This is a genomic window from Halomonas sp. DP1Y21-3 (assembly GCF_019801245.1).
Classification (GTDB): Bacteria; Pseudomonadota; Gammaproteobacteria; order Pseudomonadales; family Halomonadaceae; genus Halomonas; species Halomonas litopenaei.
This window is the reverse complement of record NZ_JAHVJM010000003.1, coordinates 188,846-214,542: the sequence shown is the minus strand read 5'-3', so window position 1 is coordinate 214,542 and position 25,697 is coordinate 188,846. Positions and strand designations below refer to the sequence as shown.

At 65.4% G+C, this 25,697-nt stretch carries 27 protein-coding genes; 5 read left to right on the top strand and 22 right to left on the bottom strand.

Annotated features, from left to right (window positions below; all coding sequences use genetic code 11):
* Positions 1–39: 39 nt before the first annotated feature.
* Positions 40–561 carry a hypothetical protein gene (locus tag KUV74_RS09645; RefSeq protein WP_222516217.1) on the top strand — a complete coding sequence of 174 codons (522 nt, stop codon included), beginning with the start codon at positions 40–42 and terminating at the stop codon, positions 559–561.
* A complete protein-coding gene (locus KUV74_RS09640) occupies positions 558–1,184 on the top strand; it encodes an SCO family protein (RefSeq protein ID WP_261395271.1) in 627 nt (208 codons plus the stop codon). Before KUV74_RS09645 ends, KUV74_RS09640 begins: the two co-directional genes overlap by 4 nt.
* A 27-nt stretch (positions 1,185–1,211) precedes the next feature.
* Here KUV74_RS09640 and KUV74_RS09635 read toward each other — a convergent pair whose 3' ends face one another.
* From KUV74_RS09635 to KUV74_RS09605, 7 genes are all read right to left on the bottom strand, one after another.
* Positions 1,212–2,258 carry a PHB depolymerase family esterase gene (locus KUV74_RS09635; RefSeq protein ID WP_222516216.1) on the bottom strand — a complete coding sequence of 349 codons (1,047 nt, stop codon included), beginning with the start codon at positions 2,256–2,258 and terminating at the stop codon, positions 1,212–1,214.
* A gap of 4 nt (positions 2,259–2,262) precedes the next feature.
* On the bottom strand, positions 2,263–2,979 hold the full coding sequence (locus KUV74_RS09630) for an FKBP-type peptidyl-prolyl cis-trans isomerase (protein WP_045993921.1): 717 nt from the start codon (positions 2,977–2,979) through the stop codon (positions 2,263–2,265).
* A gap of 169 nt (positions 2,980–3,148) precedes the next feature.
* The gene (locus tag KUV74_RS09625; protein ID WP_045993922.1) at positions 3,149–3,592 is read right to left on the bottom strand and encodes a universal stress protein; all 444 of its coding nucleotides are present in this window, start codon (positions 3,590–3,592) and stop codon (positions 3,149–3,151) included.
* A gap of 45 nt (positions 3,593–3,637) precedes the next feature.
* Positions 3,638–4,921: a TRAP transporter large permease gene (locus KUV74_RS09620; protein WP_045993923.1), complete on the bottom strand. Its 1,284-nt coding sequence runs from the start codon at positions 4,919–4,921 to the stop codon at positions 3,638–3,640.
* A gap of 34 nt (positions 4,922–4,955) precedes the next feature.
* Complete coding sequence (locus KUV74_RS09615) at positions 4,956–5,534, bottom strand: TRAP transporter small permease (RefSeq protein WP_045993924.1); 579 nt, start codon at positions 5,532–5,534, stop codon at positions 4,956–4,958.
* 217 nt (positions 5,535–5,751) lie between these two features.
* Positions 5,752–6,774 carry a TRAP transporter substrate-binding protein DctP gene (gene dctP / locus KUV74_RS09610; protein ID WP_108131873.1) on the bottom strand — a complete coding sequence of 341 codons (1,023 nt, stop codon included), beginning with the start codon at positions 6,772–6,774 and terminating at the stop codon, positions 5,752–5,754.
* A gap of 158 nt (positions 6,775–6,932) precedes the next feature.
* Positions 6,933–7,460, bottom strand: coding sequence for a TIGR02444 family protein (locus KUV74_RS09605; protein WP_261395267.1), 528 nt, complete (start codon positions 7,458–7,460; stop codon positions 6,933–6,935).
* Positions 7,461–7,531: 71 nt separating this feature from the next.
* Between KUV74_RS09605 and KUV74_RS09600 the strand changes: the two genes are divergently transcribed.
* Complete coding sequence (locus KUV74_RS09600; RefSeq protein WP_108449484.1) at positions 7,532–9,478, top strand: ATP-binding cassette domain-containing protein; 1,947 nt, start codon at positions 7,532–7,534, stop codon at positions 9,476–9,478.
* A 65-nt stretch (positions 9,479–9,543) separates the two neighbouring features.
* Here KUV74_RS09600 and KUV74_RS09595 read toward each other — a convergent pair whose 3' ends face one another.
* The 5 genes from KUV74_RS09595 to thiD form a co-directional block, all read right to left on the bottom strand.
* Complete coding sequence (locus KUV74_RS09595) at positions 9,544–10,956, bottom strand: uracil-xanthine permease family protein (RefSeq protein WP_222516215.1); 1,413 nt, start codon at positions 10,954–10,956, stop codon at positions 9,544–9,546.
* A 291-nt stretch (positions 10,957–11,247) separates the two neighbouring features.
* Positions 11,248–11,685, bottom strand: a complete 438-nt coding sequence (dtd, locus tag KUV74_RS09590) for a D-aminoacyl-tRNA deacylase (RefSeq protein WP_045993928.1) — start codon at positions 11,683–11,685, stop codon at positions 11,248–11,250.
* A gap of 233 nt (positions 11,686–11,918) precedes the next feature.
* The gene (locus KUV74_RS09585; protein WP_052704448.1) at positions 11,919–12,530 is read right to left on the bottom strand and encodes a chalcone isomerase family protein; all 612 of its coding nucleotides are present in this window, start codon (positions 12,528–12,530) and stop codon (positions 11,919–11,921) included.
* Positions 12,531–12,616: 86 nt separating this feature from the next.
* The gene (locus KUV74_RS09580; protein WP_045993929.1) at positions 12,617–13,462 is read right to left on the bottom strand and encodes a universal stress protein; all 846 of its coding nucleotides are present in this window, start codon (positions 13,460–13,462) and stop codon (positions 12,617–12,619) included.
* Positions 13,463–13,644: 182 nt separating this feature from the next.
* Positions 13,645–14,475 carry a bifunctional hydroxymethylpyrimidine kinase/phosphomethylpyrimidine kinase gene (gene thiD / locus KUV74_RS09575; RefSeq protein ID WP_222516214.1) on the bottom strand — a complete coding sequence of 277 codons (831 nt, stop codon included), beginning with the start codon at positions 14,473–14,475 and terminating at the stop codon, positions 13,645–13,647.
* 74 nt (positions 14,476–14,549) lie between these two features.
* On the opposite strand from thiD, the gene KUV74_RS09570 reads away from it, so the two are divergent.
* Complete coding sequence (locus KUV74_RS09570; protein ID WP_045993931.1) at positions 14,550–14,975, top strand: YqaA family protein; 426 nt, start codon at positions 14,550–14,552, stop codon at positions 14,973–14,975.
* A gap of 138 nt (positions 14,976–15,113) precedes the next feature.
* Here KUV74_RS09570 and KUV74_RS09565 read toward each other — a convergent pair whose 3' ends face one another.
* From KUV74_RS09565 to KUV74_RS09540, 6 genes are all read right to left on the bottom strand, one after another.
* Positions 15,114–16,217 carry a TRAP transporter substrate-binding protein gene (locus KUV74_RS09565; protein ID WP_045993932.1) on the bottom strand — a complete coding sequence of 368 codons (1,104 nt, stop codon included), beginning with the start codon at positions 16,215–16,217 and terminating at the stop codon, positions 15,114–15,116.
* Positions 16,218–16,483: 266 nt separating this feature from the next.
* Positions 16,484–17,887: a TRAP transporter large permease subunit gene (locus KUV74_RS09560; RefSeq protein WP_222516213.1), complete on the bottom strand. Its 1,404-nt coding sequence runs from the start codon at positions 17,885–17,887 to the stop codon at positions 16,484–16,486.
* On the bottom strand, positions 17,888–18,448 hold the full coding sequence (locus tag KUV74_RS09555) for a TRAP transporter small permease subunit (RefSeq protein WP_124805047.1): 561 nt from the start codon (positions 18,446–18,448) through the stop codon (positions 17,888–17,890). It lies immediately after the preceding gene.
* 300 nt (positions 18,449–18,748) lie between these two features.
* A complete protein-coding gene (locus KUV74_RS09550; RefSeq protein WP_045993935.1) occupies positions 18,749–19,573 on the bottom strand; it encodes an endonuclease/exonuclease/phosphatase family protein in 825 nt (274 codons plus the stop codon).
* On the bottom strand, positions 19,570–20,211 hold the full coding sequence (locus KUV74_RS09545; protein WP_045993936.1) for a thiol:disulfide interchange protein DsbA/DsbL: 642 nt from the start codon (positions 20,209–20,211) through the stop codon (positions 19,570–19,572). Before KUV74_RS09545 ends, KUV74_RS09550 begins: the two co-directional genes overlap by 4 nt.
* A gap of 214 nt (positions 20,212–20,425) precedes the next feature.
* Positions 20,426–21,046 carry a c-type cytochrome gene (locus KUV74_RS09540; protein ID WP_045993937.1) on the bottom strand — a complete coding sequence of 207 codons (621 nt, stop codon included), beginning with the start codon at positions 21,044–21,046 and terminating at the stop codon, positions 20,426–20,428.
* Between the two features lie 233 nt (positions 21,047–21,279).
* On the opposite strand from KUV74_RS09540, the gene yihA reads away from it, so the two are divergent.
* A complete protein-coding gene (yihA, locus tag KUV74_RS09535) occupies positions 21,280–21,888 on the top strand; it encodes a ribosome biogenesis GTP-binding protein YihA/YsxC (RefSeq protein WP_108131866.1) in 609 nt (202 codons plus the stop codon).
* A 40-nt stretch (positions 21,889–21,928) separates the two neighbouring features.
* Here the strand turns inward: yihA and KUV74_RS09530 are convergent, their stop codons facing one another.
* The 4 genes from KUV74_RS09530 to KUV74_RS09515 form a co-directional block, all read right to left on the bottom strand.
* Positions 21,929–23,062: a fimbrial protein gene (locus KUV74_RS09530; RefSeq protein ID WP_222516212.1), complete on the bottom strand. Its 1,134-nt coding sequence runs from the start codon at positions 23,060–23,062 to the stop codon at positions 21,929–21,931.
* Positions 23,063–23,137: 75 nt separating this feature from the next.
* Positions 23,138–23,896, bottom strand: a complete 759-nt coding sequence (locus tag KUV74_RS09525; RefSeq protein ID WP_231498545.1) for an HAD family hydrolase — start codon at positions 23,894–23,896, stop codon at positions 23,138–23,140.
* The gene (locus KUV74_RS09520) at positions 23,893–24,873 is read right to left on the bottom strand and encodes a tyrosine recombinase XerC (protein ID WP_222516413.1); all 981 of its coding nucleotides are present in this window, start codon (positions 24,871–24,873) and stop codon (positions 23,893–23,895) included. Before KUV74_RS09520 ends, KUV74_RS09525 begins: the two co-directional genes overlap by 4 nt.
* Positions 24,866–25,585 (bottom strand): DUF484 family protein, encoded by a 720-nt coding sequence (locus tag KUV74_RS09515; protein WP_045993941.1) that lies wholly within the window; start codon positions 25,583–25,585, stop codon positions 24,866–24,868. Before KUV74_RS09515 ends, KUV74_RS09520 begins: the two co-directional genes overlap by 8 nt.
* Positions 25,586–25,697 lie beyond the last annotated feature (112 nt).

Genomic DNA, 25,697 nt, shown 5'->3' with positions numbered 1-25,697 from the left:
TTACCCTACGCCCATTCCCTTTGGAGGCAGCCCTCCGACATGCATTCGCGCCAGTCCCCAGCCTCGCGCGGCGCCCGTCGTCCTCGGCTTCGCCTGCTGATCACGGTGACCGTGGTCACCTTGCTGATCGCCCTATGGTACCTGCTGCGCTACGAGCTTGGCGATCACCAGGAGACGACCTGGTATCCGGCCGCGCCCGGCTGCGATCTGCACCAGGGGCCCTGCGGCGTCGGCCTCGAGGAGGATGAGCGGCTGACCCTGGCGATCCCGGTGGAGGGCGACATTCGCCCGCTGGAGTCGTTGCCCCTCGAAGTACGCATCGACGGCGTGGAAGCACAGAACGTACGGGTGGTGTTCGAAGGGGTCGGCATGGACATGGGCGAGCATCGCTTCCATCTCGACGCCGTGCAAGGCGGCGAACCGGGCCGATTTCAGGGGATGGGACAGCTCGGCATCTGCACCCGTGAGCGCATGACCTGGCGTGCCCGGGTCAGCTTCGATGCGCCGCGTGGGCGTCTCGGAAGTACCTTCGATCTGGACGTGGAGCGAAGCCTGCCATGACCCGACGGCAACGACAGCAGCAACGACGACACGGCTTCGATCGACGGACCCTGGGGCTGGTCCTGGCGGCGGTGGTGATGCTGGCGGCGGCCCTGTTGTGGACCTTCAAGCCCTGGCAGCCTGCCGAGCAGGACGGGCTGGTCGCTGGTGAGATACGCCTGGCGTCGACCGTGGGCGACTTTGCGCTGAGTGATCTCGATGATGACCAGCTGGCGGTGATCTTCTTCGGCTACACCTGGTGTCCCGACGTCTGCCCCATGAGCCTGGCGGTGGTGCGCCAGGCGCGCCAGGCACTGCCCGAAGAGCAGCGTCGGCGGGTGGTGCCGTTGATGATTTCGGTGGACCCCGAGCGTGACACCCTGGAGCGGTTGTCGGAGTACCTTGAGGCCTTCGGCGACGACTTCATCGGCGCCACCGGTAGCCAGGCCGAGCTTGCCGATATCGGCAAGCGCTACGGCGTCGTCTGGCGCAAGGTCGAGACGCCGGAATCCGCCGTGGAGTATCTGGTGGATCACTCGGCCTCGCTCTATCTGGTGGACGCCAGCGGCGAAATCATCGAACGGGTATTGCATGCTCCGACCCCGGGGCCGCTCTCGGCGGCGCTGGATCGGGTGTTGAACTAACTTCCTGCAGCCTGTCGATCATGAGCCTCAGGGCGCTTCCTGCAGTCTATCGACCATTTGCATCAGGGCGCTGACCTGACGACCGTCCCGGCTGTCATGCAAAGGATCACGCTGCCAGGTACTCTCGCTGAACCCCCACCAGTCCCAGCATCCCTTGGGATTGGCCAGGCTGGCCTCGGCCTGGGGGTAGAGCACCACCAGGTCGTTGCTCTTGGCGTAACGGTTCAGGCCGCTTGCCCGGGTGAATGGCGTCGCTGCGCCTTCATCGTCGTCCACGCCCATCTGGCAGCCATGCAGCGCCACCACCAGTGCGCAGTCGCCGCTTTCGCACTGCTTCGGCAGATAGACAAAGCCGGTGTCGGCGAGTCCCTTGGCGTCGAACTCGCTCTGGTCGAAGGCCAGCAGGCGCTGGTCGTCGGCCTCGCCGGCAGGCGCTAGATCGTCCCACCACCAGCCCAGCGCCTCGCCGGCCAGGTCCAGGCCGCAGTCGAGCAGGAAGGGCGCACCGCCCTCTTCGCAGTCGGCCAGGTCCGCTTCGCCAGCGGCGTCCAGCGCCGGCCAGCCGTGCCCCGCGCCGTCCTGAAACACCGTCTTCAGTTGATCATCGTCGGCGAGCCAGTCACGCCATTGTCGAGCGGCGGCGTGTCCGACGTCGGGATCGATGGTGCCATCGTCCTCACCGTGCCAGAGATACACCTTGAGGTCGTCGAGCGATTCAGCGCTACCCGCGCGCTCAAGCTCGCGGTAGTCCGCAAGGCGGCTGTCGATCGCCGCCAGGTCGGGGTCGCCAAGGCGAGTGAACATGCACTGACCGAGCGCCACTCTCAGCTCGCCCCGGGCACAGCCCCAGGGGCCGGCGGCGACCAGCCCGAGTGCATCGAAGCGCTCGGGCCAGGCCACCGCCAGCTGCGCGGCCATGTAGCCGCCGGACGAGACACCGATGGTGGCCAGACGGTCCTTCGAGAGACCCAGCGCGGGCAGGGCGTCGGGGGAGTCGGCCGAGGCCTGAGGTGCCAGCACGAAAAACGCCAGCCCCGCGAGGAGGCTGGCGTTGGCACGACTAAGGTGAGTCATCGACTCAGCCTTCGTCGCTGGGGTTCACGTCAAGCAGCTCGACCTTGAAGATCAGGGTCTCGTTGGGGCCGATGGGGCCCTGGCCACGCGCGCCGTAGCCCAGCTCCGGCGGAATCACGACTTCCCAGGTGTCGCCCACGTTCATCATCTTCAGGGCTTCCTGCCAGCCCTCGATGACCTGGCCCACCTGGAAGGATACCGGCTCGCCGCGCTCGTAGGAGCTGTCGAACACGGTGCCGTCGATCAGCTTGCCTTCGTAGTTGACCTGCACGGTGTCGCCGGCCTCGGGGGAGGCGCCGTCACCTTCCTCGAGCTCCTTGTACTGCAGCCCGGAGTCGGTAGTGGTAACGCCGTCCTTGTCGGCGTTCTCGGCCATGTAGGCCTCGCCTTCCTGCTTGTTGGCGTCCGCCTGCTGGGCCATCTCTTCGGCACGTTGCTGCTGTTCTTCAGCGCGCTTGGCCATGGCCTCTTCCTGGAACTTGGTCAGGGCGGCGGCGATCTCCTCGTCGGTCATGTCGAGGCCGTCGTCGGCGAACACGTCCTTGATCGCTTCGCTGAAGGCATCCGTGTCGAGGTCTTCCACGTCTTGCTTGATGCTCTGGCCCAGGGTCACACCCAGGCTGTAGCTAAGCTTTTCCTGGTCGCTCTCGGGGGCGGAGAAGGCCATGGGAGCGGCGCCCAGCAGGGCGATCAGGGAGGCGGAAGTCAGCAGTGTCTTCATGGAAATCCTTGGCTGGCGCGTTGGCCGTAGTGTGAATGTCGTTGTTGTGACTGTAACAGGGGCAAAAGGGTTCCGCACCCGCCGTGCGTTACCCCCTACGAGGCAGGCCCGGGCATGACCCGGGCCTGTGGTTGCGGCTGCGTCTGTGGTTGCCGTGATGAGTGTGGCGCTAGACCACCAGGGTCGGGCACTGCGCCGACCCCGACACCCGCTGAGCGACACTGCCCAGGATCAGGCTGGCGTCGCCGTTGGTGCCCTGGGCGCCGATCACGATCAGATCGCACTCGCGCTTGCGGGCGAAGCGCACGATGGTGCGCGAGGGGCGGCCTCCCTTGACGAAGGCGCGCACCTTTTCCAGCGGTACCCCCAGTTCCACCGCGTGGTTCTTGGCATGCACGGCGATCTCCGAGGCGTACTCCTTGAGGGCATCGTCGGGCAGGTCCAGCTTGTCCGGGCGAACCATCGACAGGGAGGCCTCGAGCAGACTGTGGTGCTTGAACACACACAGGATGTAGAGCTCGGCGCCGGTCAGGTACTGCAGCCCCACGGCCTTCTCCAGCGCCTTGAGGGCGCCCTTGGAGCCGTCCACCGCCACCAGGATTCGATTGAACATCGGTCTCTCCTCAAGCTTGGTCTCCGCGCATCCGATAGACGCCGCCTAGCGGAAGGCGACGTCGCGCAGGAACAACGCAATCTGCGGGAACATGATCAGCAGGGCCGCGGCCAGGATCAGCAGGAACACGAACGGCGGTGTGCCCTTGATCACGTCCAGATAGGGCCGCTTGAAGATCGCGATGGCGGTGAAGATGTCGCAGCCGAAGGGTGGCGTCGCCGAGCCGATGGCCACTTGCAGGGTGATCAGGATACCCACCAGCACCGGGTCGAGTCCGGTGGCCTCGATGGCCGGCGCGAAGATCGGCGTCAGCACCAGGATGACCACGATCGGGTCGACGAACATGCAGGCGACGAAGAAGGCGATGCAGATGGCGATCAGCACGCCCGTGGGACCCGCTTCGTTGATCCCGGCCGCCTCGAGCATGGCCTGCGGGATCTGGGCGAAGGAGATGATCCACGAGAAGCCGTTGCCCACGGCGACCAGGATGAACACCACCGCGGTGATCAGGCCGGTGGACTTGGCGATGGCGTAGATGTCGTTCATCTTCAGTGATCGGAACACCACGAACTCCAGCAGCACCGCGTAGAGCACGCAGGCCGCGGCGGCCTCGGTGGGGCTGAAGATGCCGCCGTAGATGCCGCCGACGATGATCACCGGGAAGCCCAGCGGCCACAGCGCCTGACGCACCGCGGAGAGACGCTCGCTCCAGGACGCCTTGGGCTCGGTGGGGACGTCGCGGATCACCGCGTAGAGCACGCAGTAGATGGAGAACATCAGCAGGATCAGCAGGCCTGGCCCGATGCCGGCGATGAACAGCTCGCCGATGGAGGTGCCCGAGATCACGCCATAGATGATCATGCCGATGCTGGGCGGGATCAGAAAGGCGATGTCACTCGAGTTGATGATCAACGCCAGGGTGAAGGAGTCGGAGTAGCCGGCCTTGAGCATGCGCGGGCGCAGCGGCGAGCCCACCGCTACCACGGTGGCCTGGGTCGAGCCGGACACGGCGCCGAACAGGGTGCAGGAGGCCGCGGTGGATACCGCCAGGCCGCCCTTCACGTGGCCGATGAAGGCCATGACCATGTTGATCAGGCGCTCTGCCGACTGGCCGCGGGTCATGATGTCGGCGGCGAGGATGAACATCGGCACGGCGATCAGCGAGGCCGGCCGGATGCCTGCCATCATCTGCTGGATCAGCGTGTCCATCTGGTCCAGGCCGTTGAACATCATGAAGAAACCGATGACCGCCGCGGTGATCAGCGGGATCATCATGGGGAAGCCCAGCAACAGCAGGGCGATCATGGTGGTGACCATTATGGTTGTCATTGGGGCTGTCCTCCTGCTGCCACCGTCGCGTCACTCATACTTCGGTCTCCGTATCCTTGTAGCCATCCAGCACGCCGGTCGACAGGTAGACGTCGCGGGAGGTCAGGTTCTTGATGGCGGTGAGCAGGTACTGGATACCGGTGATCAGAAAGCCCAGCGGTACCCACAGGTAGATCCAGAAGATCGGGATGCCAAGGGCGGGCAGAATGCGCCCCTTGTCATACAGGTCGACGATGTAGATCACCGAGTAGTACAGCAGGAAGAACATCACCAGAGAGGTAAACAGGGAGATGAAGATCATCAATGCCTTGCGGCCACCTACCGGCAGGGCATCGTAGATCGCCGACATGCGAATATGGCGCCCGTGGCGCGCCGCATAGCCGATACCGGCAAAGGTGATCATGATGATCAGAATGCGGTTGATCTCGCCGCTGAAGAAGATGCTCTCGCCGAGCACGAAGCGGCCAACGACGTTGGCGATGGTATTGGCCGCCATCAGCAGCACACCCACTGCAAGAATGATGGCTTCCAGCTTGCTGATCCACGTATCGATGGTGCCCAGAAAACCAGGCAACCCCGAGTGGTAGTGCTGTTCGGATTCTTCTTCGGTCATGATGGGATCCTTGGTCGGGAATTCCGGGAGAAACGCACGTACCTGTATCGCAGCGTACGCCCTCTGGGTCGCGGTTCGCAGCCATCTGGTCAACGCTGGATGCACGCAGCGCGCCTGGCGTGGCGGCGACTGTCGGGTCGCTATTCAGGGCTCTGGAAACACAAAAGGGGCAGCCGGGTAGGGCTGCCCCTTTCGGGAGCGATGGCTCAGACGAGGATTACTCCTCGCCGGACTGAACCGCTTCCAGGTCAGCCTTGAACTGGTCGAGCAGTTCCTGACCGCCTTCACCGGTCATCTCGATGAACTTCTCCTCGACCTGCGGAGCGCGATCCTTGAAGGCCTGGATCTGTTCGTCGTCCAGGCGAGTCACGGTGACCTCGTCAGACGCTTCCTGGATCTTGCCGAGGGCTTCTTCGGCGAGGCCCTGGATGTGCTCGATGGTGGTGTCGTAGGCGGAGTCGGTGGCGTCCTGGACGAGTTGCTTGTCCTCGTCGGACAGGCCGTCATAGAAGTCCTGGTTGGCCATCATGGCGGTGGTGAACCAGCCGTGGCCGGTGAAGGTCAGGTTCGGGGAGACCTCGTACAGACCGCCGGACTCGATCCAGAAGATCGGGTTTTCCTGACCGTCGATGATGCCGGTCTGCAGACCGCCGTAGACCTCGCCCCAGGGCAGCGGCGTGGGGGTCGCGCCGAAGGCGTCGTAGGTCTCCGCCAGCAGCGGGTTGGTCATGGTGCGGATCTTCTTGTTGTCGAAGTCCTCCGGCGAGGTGATCGGCTCGTCGGCGGTGACCACCATTTCCCCTTCCGGGTACATCTGCATCAGCTTCAGCCCGTGCTCGGCGTAGAGCTCGGGGAACATCTCGTTGATCGCCTTGCTCTCGTCGAAGAACTTCAGCACGGTTTCTTCGTCGGTGGGCAGCAGGTAGGGAATGAAGAAGATCTGGGCTTCGGGAATCAGCGCGCCGGTGAAGCCGGGAGACTGGTTGACGAACTGCAGGATGCCGTTCTGGGTCTGCTCCATGATGTCGTCGGATTCACCCAGTTCGCCGAAGCGGTAGACCTGGACGGAATGGTCGGAATTCTCCTCGACGTACTGCTTGAACGCCTGGGCAAAGACGTCCTGGACATCGCCCTCGTACTCTTCGTGGGCGTAGCGCCAGTTGTCGGCCATGGCGGTGGAGGAAAGACCCAGCATCAGGGCGCCGATGCTGGCGGTGGTCAGCAGCTGTGTTGCCTTCATTCTTGTGGTTCCTCTGCAGGTGTTGGAGCTATGGGCGGATCGCGCTCGCCTGTTGTATTGCTTCGTGTCTCGCTTCGGAATCTCGGACCTTGTGCTATTGGCGCGAACAAGATCAATCATGCAAAAAATGCAGGAATTCTCATGCAGTTAACGTCAGGCTAGCGCGCTGCCGGAAGAGGGTCAAGCTGGCTTTCCACGCTTCTTATGGCCATAAGTTGCGTTTTTTTCTGCCGTTGTTGGCTAGAAAGCAGCACATTTTCTAGACCTTGGAGTCTGGCGGGTATCGGCGAGAAAGCCAGTTCGTTCAGGCTAATTTTCATGAGCATCTGCAGGCATTGTTGCTCGGCTTCGAGCTCCGCCTGCTTGATCCGCGAGCGAACGCTCGCCACCTGCGAGTCGGCTTGCGCCTGGGGCTTCAGATCCCTGCGCAGTCGGCGCAGAGGCTGGGTGACCTCGCGCTGCCAGGCGGCGACCTCTGACGGCAGCGCACCTGCCTGGGCGCCCTGTTGATACAGCCAGCATCGCCACAGCAGTTCACACACATCCCAGCCGTGCTCATCCTGCAGCGTCAGGCAGGCTTGCTCGACGCCTGGCCGGGCATAGATTGCCAGGGCGAAGTCCCATAGCGGCGAAGTCGCCAGGCGAGGGCGCAGGCGAGCGGTGAATTCGGTAGAATCGGGGTCCAAGACGATATCCTTCTTTTATTATAGAAGCTCGCGGGTGCCCGGCCCGGCGGGCTCATCCCGATGGAGCCGTGATGATTGCACTGCGCCAAGTAACCTTGCAACGCGGCGCCGAGCCGTTGTTCGAGGGTGCCGACCTGACCCTGCACGCCGGCCACAAGGCCGGTATCGTGGGCCCCAATGGCGCCGGCAAGTCCAGTCTGTTTGGCCTGATCCTCGGCGAGATCGGCGCCGACAAGGGCGCGGTCGAGATGAGTGGCGGCCAGCGCATTGCCCATATGGCGCAGGAAGTCGAGGCGCTGTCTCGCCCCATCATCGAGTACGTGCTCGACGGGGATGCGGAGCTAAGGCGTACCGAGGTTGCCCTCGCCTCTGCCCAGGCCGACGGTGACCATCACCGCGAGGCCGAACTTCACGGCGCCATCGAGGCGCTGGACGGCTACAGCGCGCCAGCCCGCGCGGCCCAGTTGCTGGTCGGGCTGGGCTTTGCCCAGCACGATCTGGACAAGCCGCTGTCGGCGTTCTCCGGCGGTTGGCGCATGCGAGCCAACCTGGCGCGTACCCTGTTCATGCCCTCCGACGTGCTGCTGCTCGATGAGCCGACCAACCACCTGGACCTGGACGCGCTGCTGTGGCTAGAGCAGTGGCTGACGCGCTATCCCGGCACCCTGTTGCTGATCTCCCACGACCGCGACTTTCTCGATGCGGTGTGTGACCACATCGTGCACTTCGATCGTCGCAGCCTGGTGCTCTATCGGGGCAACTACACCACCTTCGAGCGGACCCGCGCCGAGAAGCTGGCGCTGCAGCAGGCCCAGGCCGAGAAGCAGCAGGCGCGTCGCGAGGAAATCGAGAAGTTTGTCGCCCGCTTTCGCTACAAGGCGACCAAGGCGCGCCAGGCCCAGAGCCGACTGAAGATGCTCGAGCGCATGGGCGACATCGCCCTGGCCCACGTCGATTCCCCCTTTCACTTTACCCTGCCGGCGGCGGACAAGACGTCTCATCCGCTGCTGGTGATCGATGACGCCAGCCTGGGCTATCGTCGCGAGGACGGCAGCGAGCGCACCCAGCTGTCCGACGTGAAGCTGACCCTGCTGCCGGGACAGCGCATCGGACTGCTCGGTCCCAATGGCGCGGGCAAGTCGACCCTGATCAAGTCGCTGACCGGCGATCTGCCGTTGCTCTCTGGCCGTCGGGTACCCGGCGAGCACCTGGCGGTGGGCTACTTCGCCCAGCACCAGCTCGAAGGGCTCGATCTCAAGGCGACCCCCTTCACCCATGTTCAACGCCTGTCGCCCCAGGCCGCCGACAGCGATATCCGCAACTTCCTGGGTGGCTTCGGCTTTCCGGGAGATGACGTGTTTGCCCGGGTCGAGCTGTTCTCCGGCGGCGAGAAGGCACGCCTGGCGCTGGCCCTGATTGCCTGGCAGAAGCCCAACCTGCTGCTGCTCGACGAGCCGACCAACCACCTGGACCTGGAGATGCGCGAGGCGCTGACCGAGGCGTTGGCGTCGTTCGAAGGGACGGTGATCGTGGTATCCCACGACCGCCACCTGCTCAAGGCCACCGTCGACGAGTTCTGGAAGGTCGCCGACCATCGGGTCGAACCCTTCGATGGCGACCTGGAGGATTACCGGGCCTGGCTCAAGTCACGCCTGGAAAGCGATCGTCGCGCAGCCAGGGAAGACAAGGCCGACAGGGCCGAGGCTGGCCAGGCCGCCCCGCGGGAGGATCGCAAGGCCTCGCGCCGCGCCGCCGCCGAGCTGCGTGAGAAGCTCAGGCCCTTGAAGCGCGAGCGCGACAAGGCCGAAAAGGCCATGGAGAAGGTCCAGGCTGAACTCGGCGAGGTGGAAGCGCAGCTCGGCGACGCTGAGCTCTACACCGACGCAGCGCGCAAGCAGGAACTGACCGACTGTCTGGCGCGCCAGGGCGAGCTCAAGGCGCGCCTCGAGGAGCTGGAGGCCGACTGGCTCGCCGCCGAAGAGGCGCTCGAGGAAATGAACGAGGCGCTCTCGGGCTGAGCCACGCTCGGTTCGATAGCGCCTCGGGTCGCCCGATAGCCGGGGCGAGTGGGCGTGGCGAACGGCTATTGCGAGTCGCACCGGGATGAGGCGGGCACGCTTGCGGGAGCCGTGTCGCTGGCTTCCATGCGCGCGGCCAGCCGCTCGCGCTCGGCCTGCTCATCGGCCAGGCTCTTGTGAGGCAGCAGCAGATTGAGCAGCACGGCGGTGAGCGCCGCCACCACCACGGGTGATCCACCGATCGCCATCTCGATCGTGTCCGGCAGCGCGGCGATGGCCTGCGGCGCCGCGGCGAGCCCGAGGCCCAGCGCCAGCGCCAGGCTGGCGATGGTCATGTTGCGCCCGGACAGCTCGTCGCGGGTCAGCAGCTGGATACCGGTCATGGTGATCATGCCGAACACCGTGATGGTGGCGCCACCGAGCACCGGATAGGGAATGGTGGTCATCAGCGCGCCGAACTTCGGCATCAGTCCCGCCGCCAGCAGAAACAGCGCCGCCAGTGCCAGCACCGAACGACTGATGACCTTGGTCATGGCGACGATACCGACGTTCTGGCTGAACGACGCCGTCGGCAGAGCCGCGAACAGGGCACCGACCAGAGTGCACAGGCCGTTGCCCAGCAAGCCCCCGGACAGCTCCCGATGGCCCAGCTCGCGATTCATGCCACCGATGGTGGTAGCGGATAGATCACCGATGGTCTGCACCGAATTGACCACGCAGATGATCACCATGGACAGGATCGCCACCGGCGCGAATTCGAGCGTCACGGGGAGCGGGCGCGGCGCACTGAACCAGGCCGCCTGATGCACCGCAGTGAAGTCCACCATGCCCAGCGCGAGTGCCAGCGCGTAGCCCACCACGATGCCGCAGATGATCGCGGCGAGCTTGATGAAGCCCCGCCCGAACTGGGAAATCGCCAGCACCACGGCCAGAGTGACCAGCGCCACCAGCCACTGCCTGCCGCCACCGTAGTCGGCGCTCCCCTTGCCCCCGGCCATGTAGTGGATGGCGATGTCGTAGAGCGACAGGCCGATCACCAGCACCACCACCCCCGCCACCACCGGCGGAAACAGATGACGCAGCGGGCGGATACCGAACCCGACCAGCAGCATCGCCATGCCGCCGATCAACTGGGCGCCGAGGATGCCGCCGAGGCCATACTGGGCGCCCACGGCGGTCAGGGTGGGCACGTAGGCAAAGCCGACACCGAAGATGGTCGGCAGGCGGGCACCGAAGCGCCAGACACCGAACAGCTGGATCAGCGTCGACAGCGCCGAGGCCACCAGCGAAATCTGGATCAGCAGCAGGGTTTCGGCGGTGGAGGCGCCGATGGCACCGGAGACGATGATCGGCACCGTGATGGTACCCATGATCATGGCGAGGATGTGTTGCAGCGACAGTGGCAGGGCACGGCTCAGCGGTGGCCGGCCGTGGAAGTCGAAGACCGAGACGCTGGCGGGGTAGCGGGCGTTGCTCATGGATACGATCACCGGTTGTTTTTGTATACAGGTGATTGTGGTAAATGTTTCCATAAACATCAAGGTGAGACGGGGCGAGACGAGACAGTCTGGTTTACCGCCCCGCCGACATCGCGTTGCGATCGGGCTTTTGAAAGTCAGAAAGGTGGCACGACGCCGCGTGCGCTGCATGTTGGCGCTCGGCGCCAGGAGGGGGCTCTCAGCTCTCCAGGAGAAAGGTCACCGGCTCGTCGTTGATTAATCGTCCTGAAGGTGAGCTGCATGTTGGCGCTCGGCGCCAGGAGGGGGCTCTCAGCTCTCCAGCAGAAAGGTCACCGGCCCGTCGTTGATTAGTGCCACCTGCATATTGGCGCCGAACTCGCCGCTGGCCACCGGCGCATGGCGCTGGCGGGCCTGATCGAGCAGGTAGTGAAACAGACGATCGCCTTCGGCCGGCGGCGCCGCGCTGGAGAAGCTGGGACGCAGCCCCTTGCGGGTATCCGCGGCCAGGGTGAACTGGGATACCAGCAAGAGGCCACCGCCGGCCTGCTGCACATTGAGATTCATCTTGTCCTGGTCATCGGCGAACACGCGATAGTGCAGCAGCTTGTGCAGCAGGCGGTCGGCCGAGGCCTCGTCATCGCCTTTTTCCACCCCGACCAGGGCCAGCAGGCCGTGGTCGATGGCGCCGACGGTGCGATCCTCGACCTCGACACTGGCACGGCGGACACGTTGGATCAGGGCTTTCATGCAGGGCTTCCTCTGGCAACAGGTGGGGGATTACACACAGCAGGGCCCGCTAGGCGCTGTCCGAAAAGTCGACGAGCGAAGGTTAGACAAGGCAAAAATCGGTGAGAAAGCGCAGTTTACGGGGTGTAAATGAGCATTTTGATCCGATTTTTAACGCCGTATTACCGAGCGCAGGCACTTTTCAGACAAGCCCTAGCCTAGCACGGGCCTGCCTGGCCAGGGAGGCGCCGGCGTCAGCGCCCCAGCAGAGCGTCGCGGAAGTCGCGGTCCAGGGGATCTTCACCGAGCCAGATGGCGAACATGGCGTTGGCAAGCGCCTTGTCGTTGGAGCGGTACAGCGGGGCGCCATTGAGCGCCAGGATCAGGCTCTCGCCATCCCAGGTCAGCGAATAGCGGTCGCCCGGCGCGACCGAGCGATAGCTGTCGACCAGCGCGGTCAGCGGGCGGCGAATCGACGGAAAGTCCACGGCACCGACCTGCTCGCGCACGGTCTCGAGGGTGGTGCTGGCGAAGTCGTCGGCCTCGATGGCATGGAAGTAGTGCAGCACCAGCCGGCGCGGGACGTCGGATTCGGGAGCGGGGCGGGGGTACCCCGCGGCCTGGTAGTAGGCGCCGGCGTAGGCGTCCCACACCAGATAGGTGAAGAGCCCGTGGCCGATCATCTCGTAGCGCCGGCCGTCGTCGATCTGGGTGGCAAAGCTAGCGCTCTTGACGCTGACCTGCTGCGTCGACGTCTGGGCGTTGGCCTCGGGGGGCGCGGCCATGGTCAGGGTCAGACAGGTGATCAGGCTGACGGCGGCAAGCAGCCGAACCAGCGGGTGCTGTCGGGGTTGTCGCGAAGGCATGATGAAACTCCCGTGACATGATGTTGTACACATCATGGCGCGAGATATGACTTATGTACAGTTTTTGTAGAGCGTTCTTCCCGTGACTACCAGGCGCGGCACAGCATGATGTCGCAACGGGGCTCCGCCAGCAGACGCTTGGTAATCTGACTGCGTCTGCCCGCCTGACTGCGGTTGCCCAGCGCCAGCAGATCGGGAGGCTGACGGCGCAGATGGGCGATCAACACGTCCAGGGGGTCGCCCTGTTCCAGCACCAGCTCCAGTTCCGGCACCCGATCGAATTCCGCCATCAGGTGGTCGATCTCCTGTTCGAGCTGCTGTCTAAGTCGGATGACCTCACGATCGCGCCACTGAGCGAAGTCGGTATCGGAGCCGAGTTCGCGCTCGCCTGGCACGTCCCAGGCGTGGAGCAACTCGAGGCGGGATTCCGGAAAGTGTCGCAGGGTCTCGCGCAGGGTGCGACGGCAGGTCAGGGAGAAATCCACCGGGACCAGGATGTCGTTCCACGGCTCTGCGGGGGGCTGGCTGACGGTCAGCACCGGACAGGGGGCGCTCAACAGCACCCGGGCCAGGGTGGTACCGCCGATCAGGTCAGGGTGTCCGCGCTTGCGATGGGTGCCGAGGATGATCATCTCGGCGTTGCGATCGTGGGCCTCACGGATGATCTCGGCGTAGGGGGCGCCGGTCACCGTCTGCACCAGCAGCGGCGGTTCGGCCAGTGCGTAGTCCTCGCGCAGGTCGGTGGCGATGGCGTGGATGTCATCTACTACCGCACCTTCCAGGTCGCGCAGCACCCGGTGGGGCAGATAGGGATCCAGCACGTGCAGTACGTCGAGACGGGCGCCCATCTCGTTGGCCAGGCGGATGGCGCGGCCGAAGGCGGAACGATTTTCTGCCGACAGGTCACAGGCAAACAGCAGGGTGCGAGTCATGGCTCTGCCCTCACGACGCCAGTGGGTGAACCTTCAGCATGGGCGGACGTGCCGATTCGCGCAAGCAACGGCGTCGTCAGTCCCTGTCAGTGCACGATAGCGCCCGTCCTGCGCTCGGATCAGATCAGACTCGGCGTGTCGTGGCTTTCACGGCCCGCCATCGCCCGCCACTGCTCCTGCCGCTACCACCAGGCGTGGAAGTGATGCACCGGGCCGCGCCCCTTGCCCACCGACAGCCGCCGGCTTGCGTCGAGCGCCTGGTGCAGCCAGCGCTTGGCGTCGCCGATGGCGTCGATGACCTGCGACTCGTCGGCGTCCTGGGGCAGATGGGCCAGCTTGGCGGCGATCGCCGAGGACAGGGCACAACCGGTACCATGCAGGTTCTGGGTATCGATGCGCGGCGCCGGCAGCCAGCGATCGCCACCGGGCGAGGCCAGCAGGTCGGGACAGCTATCACCATCGAGATGGCCACCCTTGAGCAGCACATAGGGGGCGGACAGTTGCTTGAGCGCCGGCAGCATCGCCTCCATGGCATCGGCGCTGGTGGGCGGCTCGACCCCCAGCAGCACCGCCGCCTCGGGCAGGTTGGGGGTGATCACGTCGGCCAGCGGCACCAGCACATCGCGTACCGCACTGATCCCGGCCTCATCCACCAGGATGTCGCCGCTCTTGGCTACCATCACCGGATCGAGCACGATCCAGCGGGGACGCCTGGTCTCGAGCGCTTCTCGCAGGGTCTCGGCGACCTCGCGGCTGGCGACCATGCCGATCTTCACCGCGTCGATGCGCACGTCGTCGAGCAGGTGATCGAGCTGCACCCGGATGCTCTCTGCAGCCACCGGGTGCACCTCGCGTACCCCACAGGTATTCTGCGCGATCACCGCGGTGATGACGTTGGTGGCATAGGTGCCCAGGGCCGACAGCGTCTTGAGGTCGCCCTGGAGGCCGGCGCCGCCAGAAGGGTCGGAGCCGGCGATGGTCAGCGTGTGAGGGATGGATACGGCGTGGGACATGAAAGACACCCGAAAGTCAGCAGAAAACACAGAATACAAGAGGCGGCGCTGAGAGAGCCAATGTCGAGCGCATCATGCTGAGTCTGTTTGTCATGGCGTTCGCCAGCGCCACCCTGCTGCCCGGAGGGTCCGAGCTATGGCTGGCCGGGCTGTGGTGCCGGGGCGAAGCGCCGCTGGCGCTGTGGCTGGTTGCCACCCTGGGCAATACCCTGGGCAGTCTGGTCAATGTCGCCCTGGGCCGCTACGCCACCCAGTATGTGGATCGGCGCTGGTTTCCCGCCTCCCGGGCGGGACTGGCACGAGCCCAGCGCTGGTATCGCAAGGGCGGAGAAGCGAGTCTGCTGCTGGCCTGGCTGCCGGTGGTGGGGGATCCGCTGACGGTACTCGCGGGAATCGCCCGGCTGCCATGGTGGCGTGCCACGCTGTGGATCGTCGTCAGCAAGGGCGGGCGCTACGCGGTGCTGCTGTGGTTTGCCGAACGCTATTTCAGCTGCGGCTGATCACTGCTCGAGAGCGAGCGCTTCGAGCAAGGCTCGAGAGTCGACACGATGTCCGCCCGTGCCCCGAAAACGGACAGGGGCCGCGCGAGGCGGCCCCTGGGTGCTTGTGTCGGCAATGCTCGACACCTTCTGGATGGGTTACTCCTGGCCGAAGTCGGTGCCGCCGTCCGGGTTGCGGGCGTTGTAGTAGGCCTGCTCGGAGATGGCGTGGTAGTTCACCACCTTGTCCTGGAAGTCGCGGTACGACTCGTAGATGCGACCGGCGATATCGCTGGAGTCAGCCAGTTCCTGCACCACCTCGGCGGAGATCTCCTGAGCCTGGGCGAGCACGTCGTCGGGCAGCTTGCGCAGCTGGACGTCGTGTTCGTTGATCAGGGTGGCCAGGGCATCGTTGTTGCGCGCGGTGTACTCGTCCAGCACGTCCTGGTTCACGTCGCGTACCGCGGTGCGCAGGATCGCCTGAAGGTCGGCGGGCAGCTCGGCCAGGGCCTCATCGTTGACGATGGCCTCGAACATCACCGTCGGCTCATGCCAGCCCGGGTAGTAGTAGTACTCGGCGGCCTGGTGCAGGCCGAAGGCCAGGTCGTTGTACGGACCGATCCACTCGGTGGCATCGATGGCGCCGGACTGCAGCGAGGTGAAGATCTCGCCGCCGGGCATATTGACGATGGCCACGCCCATGCGGTTCATGACCTCACCACCGAGGCCCGGCATGCGCATCTTGAGGCCGTCCAGGTCGTCGACAGAATTGATTTCCTGGTTGTACCAGCCGCCCATCTGTACGCCGGAGGCGCCGGCGGTCATGACCTCGACGCCGAAGTCATCGTAGAGCTCGTTCCACAGCTCCAGGCCGCCACCATAGTGCAGCCAGGCATTCATTTCCTGTGCGTTCATGCCGAAAGGCACGGCGGCGAAGAACTGGGCGGCGGGCGCCTTGCCCTTCCAGTAGTAGGAGGCAGAGTGGCCCATCTGGGCGGTGCCTTCGGCGACGGCGTCGAAGACCTCGAAGCCCGGTACCAGCTGGCCGGCACCGAACACCTCGATCGTCAGGCGGCCGTCGGACATTTCCTCGACCAGCTTGGCCAGACGCTCGGGACCCTGGCCGACACCGGGGAAGTTCTTCGGCCAGGAGGTGACCAGCTTCCACTCGAAGGTGTCCTGGGCCTGGGCCTGGGCTCCGACCAGCAGTAGACCGGAGGCACCGGCGAGGGTAATGGCCTTGGCGATTGAGCTGCGTTGCATGTAAGTCCCCTTTGTATGGTATTGGCGTTGTCGGGACCTGCCGGCCAGGGTAGGGCCGGCGGGTAGTTGGCGTCTCGCGGGATGGCCCGAGACGCCGTGAAGCGGGCGATGGCTCGTCGGGCAACTATAGACGCCGGGGGCACCCCCCGGCGTGGGCTGCCGTCCACGCATCGCCAACGCGCCGGATCAGAACTGCTCCGGCAGTCAGGTGGCGAGCTGCGGGCCAGCGTCGAGAGTGAAAGGGCCCGGCGTTGAGGTTTTCGGCATCAGAACTGCTCCGGCAGCCAGGTGGCCAGTTCCGGGAAGAACGAAAGGGCCAGCAGCATGCCGAGCTGAAGCACGATGAACGGAATGACGCCTCGGTAGATCGCGGACGTCGGTACCGACTCCGGGGCCACCCCGCGCAGGTAGAACAGGGCGAAGCCGAAGGGAGGCGTCAGGAAGGACGTCTGCAGGTTGATCGCGATCATGATGCCCAGCCAGATTGGATCCAGGCCCATGGCCAGCAGGATCGGACCGACGATCGGCACCACTACAAAGGTGATCTCGATGAAGTCGAGGATAAAGCCGAGCAGGAAGATCACCAGCATCACGATGATGGTGGCGCCGACTACCCCGCCGGGCATGTTCTCGAACAGATGGGTGACCAGCTCTTCACCGCCGTAGGCGCGGAACACCAGTGAAAACAGCGCCGCGCCGATCAGGATCAGGAACACCATGGTGGTGACGTGGGTGGTGGAGCGCAGCACGTCCTTGAGCGTGGCCAGATCGAGGCGACGATAGGCCAGAGCCAGCACCAGGGCGCCGAAGGCACCCACCGCGGAAGCCTCGGTGGGGGTGGCCAGTCCGGCCAGGATCGAGCCGAGCACCGCGACGATCAGCACGATGGGCGGCACCAGGCCCTTGAGCAGCAACAGGCCGATGCCCGAGGTGTGGCCCAGCTCGGCCATCAGTTCCTGGCGATCGGCGGCAGGGGCGGCGCTGGGCTTGAACAGCGCCACCAGGCTGACGTAGACGATATACACCAGCACCAGGATCAGGCCCGGGACCAGCGCCCCCATGAACAGATCACCCACCGACACCGTCTTGGGGCTGAAGATGCCCATGGACAGCTGGGCCTGCTGGTAGGCGCTGGACAGCACGTCACCAAGCAGCACCAGAGCGATGGACGGCGGAATGATCTGACCCAGGGTGCCGGTGGCGCAGATGGTGCCGGTGGCCAGCGACTGGCTGTAGCCGCGCTTGAGCATGGTCGGCAGCGACATCAGGCCCATGGTGACCACGGTGGCGCCGACGATGCCGGTGGAAGCGGCCAGCATCATGCCGACCAGGGTCACCGAGATGCCGAGTCCGCCGCGCAGCGAGCCGAACAGCAGGGCCATGGCGTCGAGCAGGGTTTCGGCGACCTTGGACTTCTCGAGCAGCACCCCCATCAACACGAACAAGGGTACCGCCAGCAGGGTGGTGTTGGTCATGATGCCGTAGAGGCGATTGGGGAAGGCGTTGAGGTAGCTGCCGTCGAAGTTGGCATCGATGCCGAGGGACTCCAGGCCGTAGCCGAGCCCGGCAAAGGCCAGGGCGGTACCGGCCAGCGACAGCGCGACCGGAAAACCGAACATGAATACCGTACAGATGACACCGAACAGCACCAGGGGCATGAACTCCAGCATTTACAGGTGCTCCTCGTCGGCGTCATGGGGAAGGGCGTTGGGGTCGAGACGTCCCTTTAAAATCAGGATATTGCGGTAGATCTCGACGAGGCCCTGGACAATCATCAGCACGGCGAAGGCCGGTATCAGCGTCTTCAGCAGGAACACCCCGGGGATGCCACCGGCGTCGGGTGAGCCCTCGAAGATGGCCCAGGACTTGCCGACGTAGCCGAGGCTGGTGGCGATCACGAAGCCCATCACCGGCAGCAGCAGCAGCAGGGTGCCGAGCAGGTCGACCAGCGCCTTGCGCCTGGGCGACATCGCTCGATAGAAGATGTCGACGCGCACGTGCCCGCCGTGCTTCAGGGTGTAGGCCGCCGCCAGCATGAACACGGCGGCGTGCATGTACATCACCGATTCCTGCATGGGGATGCTGTTGACGCTGAAGGCATAGCGCAGCACCACGATCAGGAACTGGATGATCATCATCGCCAGGATCAGCCAGGAAAGGCCCCTGCCAAGGCGTTCGGAGAAGGCGTCCAGGGCCGCCAGTGGCCCCGGCAAGCCGGAAGATGTAGACATTAGGAACTCGCTGGTGGTGTCAGGGCGATCATTGTCCAGGCTGGCGCCCGGGCACGCCGTCGCCAGGGCAGGACGTCGGCTTGCCGGGGGGACCTGGCGTCATGGATAGTGTGGCACGCGGAGACATTAGCGAATCTCGGTGCACGTCAACGCTGACTATACGGCAGTCGAGGTAGCACTGTCATGACACCAAAAGTCGAGGTCCGCCGCCGACAGGATGGCTCTGGCGGGTGGGTCGGGCGTGCGGCTCAGACGGGTAGCTCAGGTGGGAAGCTCAGGTGGGAAGCTCAGGCGAGCGGTTCAGGCAGGTTGCTCGGGCTGATCGGCCTGGATGGCGGCGAGGCAGGGCTGGGGCAGGCGAATGTCGACGGCCACCGGCAGGTGGTCCGAAAACAGTCGGTCGAGGACTTCGGCCTCATCGGCCTCCAGCGACGACGACAGCAGGATATGGTCCAGCGCTCGGCTGGGGCGCCAGGAAGGGTAGCTCAGTGCCGGTCGCACCGGATGCAGCGGCAACGAGGCGCAGAAGCGGTCGTGGGCGTGCAGGCGATCCGGGGTGCAATTCAGGTCCCCCATCACCACCACGTGCTTGAGTGGCTGGATCAGCTCGCTGAGGTAGTCGAGCTGCAGGTTCTGGGTGCGCTGGCCCAGGGCCAGGTGGGCGACGAACAGGTGCAGGGCCTCGGGGCCCTGGCCGAAGCGCGCATGGATGGCGCCCCGGCCGGGCAGGGTTCCCGGCAGGCGGTGCTCCTCGATGCGGCTGGGTGCCAGCCGGGAGAGCAGGCCATTGCTGTGCTGGGCAAGTCGACCGAGGTTGCGGTTGAGCTGCTGATAGTGGTGGGGGAAGCCGCCTTGCATGGCCAGGTACTCGAGCTGATTGACCTGGTTCGAGCGAAAGCTGCCGCCGTCCACCTCCTGTAGCCCCACCATGTCGAAGTGCGACAGCACCTCGGCGATCATGTCCAGACGTCGTTGCCGACGCGGGTGAGGCAACAGGTGCTGCCAGCTACGGGTGAGGTAGTGGTGGTAGGCCGAGGTCTGGATACCCACCTGCAGGTTGAAGGTCACCAGCCTCAGGTGACCTCTGTCCAGCGTGGGGTGGCGTTCCTCGGCCAGTGACGTCATTGGGCTCCAGACTCCTGTTCGCTGCGGATCTGCTCCACCAGCGCCTCGGCGATGCGCGGCATGTTGTCGAGGCTGCCGGCGGTGCTCGGCGAGACGATGTAGCGACCATCGACGATCAGCGCGGGGACGCCCATCAGTTCGAGGTTGCGCATGGTGGCGCTGGCGCGATTGATCTGGGACTTCACGCCGAAGCCGTCCAGCGCCTTGAGCGCCTGCTCTTCGCTGACACCGTAGTCGCTGAAGAAGGCGGCGATGTCTGCTGGCTCGGTAAGCTGCTCGCCTTCCTGGTGGATGGCGTCGAAGAAGTCCTCGTGCACCTCGTCGAGGATCTCGAGCTGCTGGGCGGCATAGAAGGCCTTGGCATGCTTGACCCAGGTCTCGCCCAGGGTGGCCGGCATGCGTTCGAACTCGACGTCATCGGGCAGCTCGGCGACCCAGGCGTTGAGCGGATCTTCCAGCGAGTAGCAGTGCGGGCAGCCATACCAGAACACTTCGGTCACGTTGATCTTGCCATCGTCGCTGCCCAGCTCGACCTGATTGGGGGCGACGGTGTAGTCCTCGCCCTCGGTGATTGAGGCGGCGACCGCCATGGTCGACAGGCTAAGGCCAGCGAGGCCCATCATCAGTGACTTCAGCATAGAATGTTTTCTCCTTGATTGAGGCGGGCATGCCATGGCGGCGCGAGGGCGCGACGAACCTGGAGCCGCAAAGCGAACGCTGTTTTGAGTCTACAACGTTCGAAGGGTTCCCGAATATCCCGATTGGGCAGGCGTCGCATGTCTATCTTTGCTTGTAAACGCAACGGGGCGGCCACAAGGGCCGCCCCGCGGGACGCATCGAAAGGTGAATCGATCAGTGCAGTCCCTGGACGTAGTTGGCCACGGCTTCCATGTCGGCATCGCTCATCTTGGCGGCGATGTCGGCCATCACGCCGCCGGGGCTGTTGGCGCGGGCGCCGGAGGCGAATGCCTGGAGGGTGCTGACCACATAGCCGGCGTGCTGGCCGGAAAGCCCCGGATAGACCGCCGAGCCGATGCCGCTGCCGGTCGGGCCATGGCAGGCGCTGCAGGCCGGGATGCCCTTGGCCAGATCACCAGCGCGGTAGAGCGCCTCGCCGCGCTCGAGCAACGCCTCGTCATCCTTGGCCTGCCCCACCACCGGGTCCTGGCCGGCGAAGAAGGCGGCCACGTCCCAGGCGTCCTGGTCGCTGAAGTTGTCCACCTGCCCGGCCATCTGCGGCACCGGACGGGTGCCGTCACGGATGTCGATGATCTGCTTGGCCAGGTAGGAGGCCTGCTGGCCGGCCAGGTTGGGGAAGGTCGGCGCGATACTGGCGCCGGTCTGGCCGTGACAGGCGGCGCAGGCGGTGGCCTTGTCGCGTCCTGCGGCGGCGTCTGCGTCACTCTGGAGGTCGGCATGGGCGGCGCCGACGACGCCGATGGAGATTGCCAGGCTTGCCAGTAACTGTCTCATCGCTAGTTCACTTATGCCGTTTTTAATGTTTTCACGGTCCCGCGGAAGGCATGGCCTTCACTGCAGGGGGAAGCGCCCGCGCTGAGGCCGGTCGCTGGCGACAGCGGCACAATGTTATGATGATTCCCCGGGTCGCAGCCGCCTCAAAGCTTACTATAACCAAACACCCCGGGGGCGGGAATGCCAGGGCCCTCGACCCTACCTTTGATCACCGTCAGGATTTCTTCCATCTCATGGCTTTCAACTACTCCTTGGCCCGATTCCTCACCAGTGCGCCGACGCTGGCCCGATGCCCCGAAGACAGTGGTGTCGAGGTCGCCTTTGCCGGACGTTCCAATGCCGGAAAGTCCAGCGCGATCAACACCATCACCCAACAGAAGGCGCTCGCGCGTACCTCCAAGACGCCGGGTCGCACCCAGCTCATCAACGTCTTTTCGCTGGGCGAGGACAGCGAGCGCCGGCTGGTGGACCTGCCCGGCTACGGCTACGCCAAGGTGCCCGAAAAGGTCAAATTGGAGTGGCAGCGCCACCTGGCCGAATACCTCCAGAAGCGAGCTTCGCTCAAGGGGCTGGTGCTGGTGATGGACGTGCGTCACCCATTGACCGAGTTCGACCTGGCGCTGCTGGATGTGGCCGATGAGCGCGACCTGCCGGTGCATATCCTGCTGACCAAGGCCGACAAGCTGAAGCAGGGCGCGGCCAAGAATGCCTTGCAGCAGGTGCGCTCGCGGCTGCGTGAGTGGGAGGACCTGGTCAGCGTGCAGCTTTTCTCGGCGCTCAAGCGCCAGGGCGTCGACGAGGCCCATCGGCGCCTGGACGGCTGGCTTGCGCACGAAGGCTAGCCAGCCTGACGAGCCCTAGCCAGCCTGACGAGCCCGCCGGCTACTTGTACGTGGCGGTGACCTCCAGCAGCCCCTTGACGCGCCCCCCGGATGCCTGTTCGGCATAGCGGTAGTAGCTGACGCGTAACGGTACCTTGGGCGCCTCCCCCATCAGGCCAACCGCTCGCGAGCCAGACAGGTCCACGGGGTCGAAGTCGTGGGCTGAAAAAGCGTCGATTTCCAGCGCCAGCCCGATGCCCTTGGCGCCTTCACCTGAGGTGTCGGCGTTGCCGAGGATGCCTTGGCGGGCGTTGATGACGCTGGCGCCGCTCGAGCGTATGGACAAATCCGCCATGTTGACCTCATCGCAGTCGTTGAAGCTCAGGTAGGCGGTGGTGGTGCCGCCCCGAGATCCTGCTCCCGGCAGCTCGCTGAGGTCGATATCGGGCAGGATGATGTAGGGGGTCCACATCTTGCAGGTGCTCTCGATCACGGTGACGTAAGCGCCGCCAACTCCGACTACCGTACCGGTATAGTTGTCGCTGGCGCCGGTGCTGGTCGCCACGTGGGTATGAGGCCAGTAGGTAAACTGTTTGTAGTTGCCCGGTTCGGTGTCGCCATGGCGTACGATCGGTATCTCCTTCGTGACGCTGCCGGAGACACAGCCAGATGCATGGTTGGCGGTGCGCAGGGAAGCGACCAGGGTCTGGTGGTGATGGCCGCCCATGCTGGTGTCGGCCTTGTCGAAGTAGAAGCCTTGCACTGAGCTTTCGGCGTCACCGGTGGCGCTGTCGTAGGAACCCTGGGTATCGAGCAGGATATAGACGCGGCCGTCGCTGCCGGTCTGGCAGGCGTAGGTGGTGTGGAAGGAGGCTATCCCCGCGGTGTTGCCTTCCGGCGTGGTGCCGGACAAGGTCGAGGGGTAGGACATGCCGGTGCTATAGAGGCCGCAGGTACCGGGCGGGCGTACGGTGTCGCAGGTAGGGCGTGCCGCCAGGGCTGGCGCGATGCCCAGGGGCAGGGAGAGAGCGGGCCCCAGTCCTGAAACACGCCCCGAAAGCAGTCCCGAAGACAGCCCCGAAACAAGCCCCAGTCCCGAAACCAGGGCAAACGCCAGCCCGAGCTTGAGCACTCGTCGCAGGTGACGCCGGGTCGGCGGTGATGAAGCGAGGGGGCGATAGAGCGGGCGGGGCATGGCGGCAGGCACTCAGGGAACAGGTGCCTGCCGGTTTACCACGTGGCGCCGGCGGTCGCCGGGGTTTTTCTCGCTTTATTGATCCTGATGCTCACCGAGCAGGGCTGGCAGCTCGGTGACCCGAGACAGTCGGGTCACGCCGCGTGGCAAGGGAGCCGTCTCGGCCTCTGGCGGCGCGATCCAGATCGCCCGCAAGCCCAGGCGAATCGCCGGCAGCACGTCTTCCTCCCAGGAATCGCCCACGTGCAGGGTCTCGCAGGCCTTGACCTGAAGCCGTGCCAGCATCGCCAGAAAGGGCCGTGGATCGGGCTTTGGTGCGAACATCTCGCCGGCGGCGATACGCGCCTGGAAGTGTCGGGCCAGCGGCAGACGGTGGAAGGCCACGTTGCCGTTGGTGATGCTGCCGAGACGATAGCGGCCCTTCAGTCTTTCCAGCATGGCGTCGGTGTCGGGGAAGGGCGTGACCAGGATGCGCAGCGAGTGAAAACGTTGCATCGCCAGCGCCGCCCACCAGTGAGCCGCCGCCCGGTTGACGCCGCTTTCCTCCAGCAGTTGGATCAGGGTGCGCTCACGCAGCCAGCTGAAGTCGCCGCGCCGCGACCAGCTGCGCCTGGCCAGAGCCTGGCGTTCACGCAGGTAGTCCGAAAGCGCGATGGGGGGCGTCAACGGCTCCTCGCGGCCGCGCTGCCAGGCGCCGAGCTGTTCGGTCAGCCAGTCGACGTGGCCCTGCTCGGTGCGCTGCATGACGCCGCTGTTGTCCCACAGGGTGTCGTCCAGATCGAAGGTGATGGCCTTGAGTCGGCTGAAGTCGTCCGCTGCCGCGTGGTCGATCAAGGGGTGTCTCCGGAATGGCTGTCGTCGCTTTGGCTGCGCCGCGCGCGGGGGTGGGCCTTGTCGTAGCTCTCGGCCAGGTGCTGCCAGTCCAGCCGGGTATAGACCTGGGTGGTGGACAGGTTGGCGTGGCCCAGCAGCTCCTGGACGGCGCGCAGGTCCTGGCTCGATTCCAGCAGGTGGCTGGCGAAGGAGTGGCGCAGGCGGTGAGGATGCAGGTGCTCCGGCAGGCCGCGCCGGCGGGCCTGGGTGACCAGGCGTGCCTGGATGGCACGATGGCCCAGCCGGTGGCCCTGCTGGCCGACGAACAGCGCCGTTTCGCCGTCGGCGGCCAGCACCGAGCGCACGCCGAGCCACTGGTCGATGGCCTGGCGCGCACGCGAGCCCACCGGCACCTGGCGCGGCTTGTTGCCCTTGCCGAGGACCCGCACCCGGCCGCCGTGGAGGTCGGGGAGATCCAGCGCCGCCAGCTCCGCCAGCCGTAGCCCGCTGGAATAGAGCAGCTCCAGCATCGCCTGGTCGCGTACCGACAGCGGCGAGCCGTCGTGGGGAGTGTCGAGAAAGCGCGCCAGCAGGTCCACGTCCACCGGCCGAGGTAGATCCTTCGGTGCCCGGGGGCCGCGGCTCAGGCCGACCGGGTTGTAGTCGAGTCGGCCAGCCGCCACCAGGTGTTCACACAGTCGCGACAGGGCGGCGCGGCGGCGCTTCAGGCTGCGCGGTGCCATGCCTCGGCTGCGTTCGGCGGCCAGAAAACGCCTGAGCGTGTGGGACGTCAGGGCCTGATCATCCGGCGGCCTGGCGTCGGTGTCATTGGCCTGGGCGTGCCACCAGTTCTCGAAGGTGGCCAGGTCACGCCGATAGGCGTCGACGGTGGCAGCACTGGCGGTGCGACCCAGCTCATCGAGAAAGTCCGCTACCGCGCCGGCAAGCTGCCACTTGGCCGTCGTCTCAGCCGTCGTCTCAGCCGCCTTTTCAGCCATCATCACGCTCGCACAGGCGCACGCTGAGGCGCACCAGCACCTCGGCCAGGTACTCGGTAAACAGGGTGTCCATGCTGGCACGGAAGTGGTCGGGATCAGGGCTTGCCAGCACCACGAAGCCCTGGGGCTCGCCCAGGGTCATGCGGGCGATGGCGCAGGAGCCCGACTTGGTCGGCGCCTTGGCGTGTGGCAGCAGGCGCTTCCAGTCGGTGGGGGTAAGACGGGTACAGCGGCTGGCGCGCCCATCGAGTAGCGCGGTCAGGCGCTGGCCGGTGTGGTCGTCGAGCACGTGACGCGGGGCCTGGGGCGGTCTGGGGTCGCGATCGGTCAGGCTGGCGGGGCACCACAGCGACACCGCTGGCGTCTGGAAGCGCTCGCTTAGCTGGGTGGCCAGGGCCTGGCCCAGGGCGTCGTTGTCCTGGGCTTCCAGCAGTGCCAGCACCAGCTCGCGGGTGCGCCGATACTGCGCCTCGTTGTGGCGGGCCGAGTCGAGCAGTTGCTCGAGCCGCAGTTCCGCGCCTTCGGCGCGCTTGCGCAGGTCATGGACCAGCCGTTCCAGCAGCGAGGTGGCGCCCTGGGTCTCCGGGTGGGGAATCGTGAGGCTCTGCAGCAGGCCTTCGCGACCGACGAAGAAGTCCGGGTGGCGTGCCAGCCATTCGGCGACGCGGTCCGGGTCGAGCGTCTTGCGGGGCTCTGGGGCGGCTTGAGGCATGCGCGTCTTCCTGTTGGAGTTCAATGTCTAGGCTGGATCGATTTTCCGGGAAAGCGAGGGACCGGTACCTTGCTGGCAGCTTAGCCCAGTCCCGTCGAGTCCTGTGCGCCTG